The 3,825-nt window shown below is 63.7% G+C and carries 4 protein-coding genes and 1 pseudogene; 2 read left to right on the plus strand and 3 right to left on the minus strand.

Annotated elements, in window-relative coordinates; translation table 11 throughout:
- Positions 1-319 precede the first annotated feature (319 nt).
- Together PHK61_RS31545 and PHK61_RS31550 are read right to left on the minus strand one after the other, a co-directional pair.
- Complete coding sequence (locus PHK61_RS31545) at positions 320-505, minus strand: hypothetical protein (protein ID WP_274284997.1); 186 nt, start codon at positions 503-505, stop codon at positions 320-322.
- A gap of 5 nt (positions 506-510) precedes the next feature.
- A complete protein-coding gene (locus PHK61_RS31550) occupies positions 511-1,332 on the minus strand; it encodes a hypothetical protein (protein WP_274284998.1) in 822 nt (273 codons plus the stop codon).
- A gap of 1,566 nt (positions 1,333-2,898) precedes the next feature.
- Between PHK61_RS31550 and PHK61_RS31555 the strand changes: the two are divergent.
- Positions 2,899-3,042, plus strand: a pseudogene (locus PHK61_RS31555) (hypothetical protein); the annotation flags it as partial.
- Positions 3,043-3,104: 62 nt separating this feature from the next.
- Positions 3,105-3,461: a phosphohydrolase gene (locus PHK61_RS31560; RefSeq protein WP_274285000.1), complete on the plus strand. Its 357-nt coding sequence runs from the start codon at positions 3,105-3,107 to the stop codon at positions 3,459-3,461.
- Here PHK61_RS31560 and PHK61_RS31565 read toward each other — a convergent pair.
- On the minus strand, positions 3,458-3,825 hold a 368-nt coding region (locus PHK61_RS31565), incomplete at its 5' end, for an NUDIX hydrolase (RefSeq protein ID WP_274284999.1). The two genes, PHK61_RS31560 and PHK61_RS31565, sit on opposite strands and share 4 nt — an antisense overlap.

Below are 3,825 nucleotides of genomic sequence, written 5' to 3' on the forward strand. Positions count from 1 at the left end.
ACCCCAGCTCCCGGCCCGGTCACACCCTCAGCTGCACTCCATTTCCGGAAGAGCCCCAAAAGTGGTGGTTTCAACCAGTCCCAAGCCGGGCCCTGAAGCGTGTCAGGGTGACGGATCGCCGACACCCGCGTGGCTTTACCACTAGAATAGAGTAGGATCGATGTTTCTTTACTCTGGAGTTGTGGCGTAGAGCCAAGACCCCCGCCACCGCAAGTGATGATCGCGGAGTCACCGCACCTGGCTCCTGCGCAAAACGCCGGCGGAGGCTCAAGGTACCTACGTCAACCCTGGCATGTGTCAGCAACGCCGCTCTTGGTGCTTAGTCTCCTCCGCCGTAGTGCTGCCGGGCCCTCGTGCCGCCCGCACCGAGCCGGCCCGCCGGCAGGCCCTCGCGCGATTCGAGCGTGAAGTCGATCCCGACGGGACTCTCGACCCGGCTGGGCGTCAGCTGGACACCGGCCCGCAGGCCCGCGATGTGGGAGGGGCCCTCCACTGTCTGACGCACGCCGACTACCGTGCTCGACGCACCAAGAACGAAGAACGGCTCTGGTGTGCATAAGACAGAACGCGGCGTACGTGCGACAGGGGCCACCGCTCCGACCAGGGGCTACGGGCCTTGACCCCCGCCCGTTCTGCCAGCATCTTCCGCAGTTGCTGGAACGATTCTTCGAAACGGCTGTGTGTGAAGTTCCTCATGAAGTGACGAAGGTGAGGGAACGTTCTCAATGTCTGCCAAGATCTAGTTGGCTGATACACCTGGTCCTTTGGGTCGAATATCATTCTGGGGTTTGGGTTAGTTACCAGAGCGGCGATGCGGAGCTTGAGATACTGCTCGTCAATAAGCTGTTGCCGACTGGCTCTGAGGTACTTCTCTTCATATTCTTGCCCGAGGTCATCAACGTATTTCTGCATTGCGTCCAAGTGAGCCTTCACGCTCGTTGCATTCCTCTTGGGCCGATCACCCTCAACTAGGGGATGGCTAGATACGCGGCGCAGCGTCGCTCTGATCTCACAGATCTTTCCGTTCTGTAGGCTGTAGGTCTTTGCGGTCTTGTGTGCGTTGATCAGTTGGCATGCAACGGAGAGTTGTTGGTGAGCCTCGACGATGTCCTCGAGTAGCTGGGCCCATGCCTTCTTGTCGTCGCGCCCATGCTCATAGAGCTTCAGCCAGCTTGCTACAGCGCCCCCGACAAAGACAGTCGCTCCGAAGGCCATGAGCGGCTTACCGACTTCCAGCCACGTGCCTTTCAAGCTTGGATCGACCGTGCAGAGAACTCCGAGGACTGACGCGGCAAGTCCGACTATTAGCAGTCCGATGATGAATTGCTTCATGGTTTCGACTTCACCAATCGTACGATTACTTCAACTGGCAAGTCCTCCCTGTCGACTTGCTTGCCATGCCAAAGAGGACCTCGTTGTTAACGGCGAGCATCACCATTAGCCGGAGGCCGCCATCAACCGCGCGGCGCAGCCAGTCCTCGAAGACCGATTGATGAGTGATGCTGTCCCAGCGCGGCCAGCCGTCGAACTGTGGATATCCGCCTACGAGATGTCCGAGCGCCGCCTGAGGTGGCAGTCCCAGAATACTCGTGCGTACTATGTTGCCGAGTAAGTCTCCGGCTCCGCCAGGCCCGTGATTCGGAGTGCACCAAGCAAGATTGACGGCTGGGTCGCCGTAGGAGTTTCCCCAGAACGCGCGACCGCCGAAGGCCCATTGCGCAAACTGGTGATTGTGGGTGTCCGCAAATCCTTTGATCATTACGGCTCGCTTCGTGTACGGTGCCGGACGCCGGTAGTCGTCCCTAAGGGCCAGGATGTTACCCAGATCACACTCGTCAGGCTACATCCCGGGTGTTATGTCCAGAAAGTCTGGCTACGCGGGGCTCTCGGCGGGCCCGCCATGCGGTCGCTTGTCGCTGATGATCGGGAACCGTAACGCTGAGCCCGCTCAGACGGTCACGGTCCGGGAACCGGTGTCAGCGCAACAGAGCGCCGATTGTGGTCGGCAGCGCAGACATTTCCCCGAGTCGGGCCGGTGGCCGCGAGGTGATCGTCGCCGAGATCGGGCGACATGTCCGGTCCCCGACGTGGGACACCTCGCCCTGCTGAGCGAAGTTCACCCGTAGATGGAGCCAGCAAGACCAAGGACAGGAGCTCCACCGGGCACGGCAACCGCTACCTGGCCATGGTCCTCGGCAAGGCCGTCGATTGTGCCGGGCGCACCTTCTGATGTCGTCACGTACAGCGACATACCGTCGATGTCGAAATCGGTGTTGACGTGTACCGGGGGCGTAGTACCGGGGACGTCGTACCGGGGGCGTCGCTGCCCCCGGTAGGTTTGGACTCGTCGTCACAGCCCACCACTCGGCTCAGGGATCGATCTGTCAGAGTGGCACGAGCGATCCGCTCGGGAACCGCTGCAGCTGCGCCTGTTCCGATAAGCACACCCCGCGGGCTCTCTAGGACGAAGAGGGGACAAGTCAAAAACTGCCCGTTTCGTTTCCCGACACTGGTGCCATCGCGTACCATCATGGACTTGGTCCCCCGGGGGGGCCCACCGGGGTACGTAGGCCGACGCTGGAGTGGCCCAGAGACACCGCGCCTGGCCGGGCGAGGCCGCTGCCGCCCAGACCAGGGCCCCGACTACACCGAGGGTGCGGCGTCACGAAGGGCGCGGCGACAGTAGGGCCTCCTACGGGTCGAGCGGACCGGCGAGCGACCGCACCGGTGCCACCACGGGACATGGACGAGCAGCTGCGCTGCGTCGACGCTCGGCGGGGACCGGCCGGCCCCCTGACTGGACGGGCTCGCCGCCGCCAGCCGTGAGTGAGCCATCGTCGGAGGACTACCGTGAGATGCGTGCCGACCGACGCTGGCGAGTCTGTCAACCCACGTGACATGGGCGGCGGAGCCGGGCCCGCGACCGGTCGGACCATCGCTGCTGCGTTGGCTCGCGAGCTGCTCGCGCCGCTAGGCAACCGCCATCGGCACACGGTGAAGGTCGCGGCCCGCGCCGAGGAACTGGCGCATGCCGTTCCGCCCGAGGACCGTGAACTTCTCGTCGTGGCTGCCTGGTGGCACGACCTGGGTACGCGCCGGAGCTGGTGCAGACGGGCTTCCATCCGATCGATGGCGCTCGGTACCTCGCCGCCAAGGGCCACTCGCCGCGGCTGTGCGCGCTCGTGGCTCACCATTCTGCTGCGACTTTCGAGGCGGCCGAGCGTGGTCTGCAAGCCGAACTCGCGGAATGGCCGAGTGAGGAAGGACCGGTTCCGGACGCGCTGTGGACGGCAGATATGACGACGGGACCGCGGGGTGAGCGGTTCGACTACGCCGAGCGTCTCTCCGAGATTATCGGGCGGTACGACCAAAATTCCATTGTCGGACGGGCCATGTCCCGGGCGCAGCCGTCGATCCAAGCCGCCATCGATCGCACCAATCGCCGCCTCGCGGCTGCCTAGACGATCTCGGGCTCGCTCTCCGCCCGGAGTGCCGCCTCGATTCGCCGGCGCATCGACGGGTGGATGTCCAACTCGGAGACATCGGCGACGTCGACCCACTTCGCTGCCTTCGTCTCGACGTCGTCCTGGCGTGGCTCGCCGCTAATCACCCGAGCGTGAAAGCACACGGAGAACTCCTGGCGCACCTCGCCGTCGTCGTAAGCCATGACGTGTCCGGGGTCGGTGTAGATGCCGACGAGACCGGTGATCTCGACGCGGACGCCGGTCTCTTCTTCGACCTCGCGAACCGCGGCGTCGGCGACCGACTCCCCTAGGGCGTGTCTCCTGAATCTTGAGCGTGATGTCGGCGAGCATGCTGGCCGTG

The sequence above is a fragment of the Actinomycetospora lutea genome, from assembly GCF_028737205.1.
Taxonomy (GTDB): Bacteria; Actinomycetota; Actinomycetes; order Mycobacteriales; family Pseudonocardiaceae; genus Actinomycetospora; species Actinomycetospora lutea.

Bases quoted from the DNA above. Each gene is read 5' to 3' on its own strand.
- PHK61_RS31550 (WP_274284998.1), bottom strand. From the start codon at position 1,332: ATGAAGCAATTCATCATCGGACTGCTAATAGTCGGACTTGCCGCGTCA.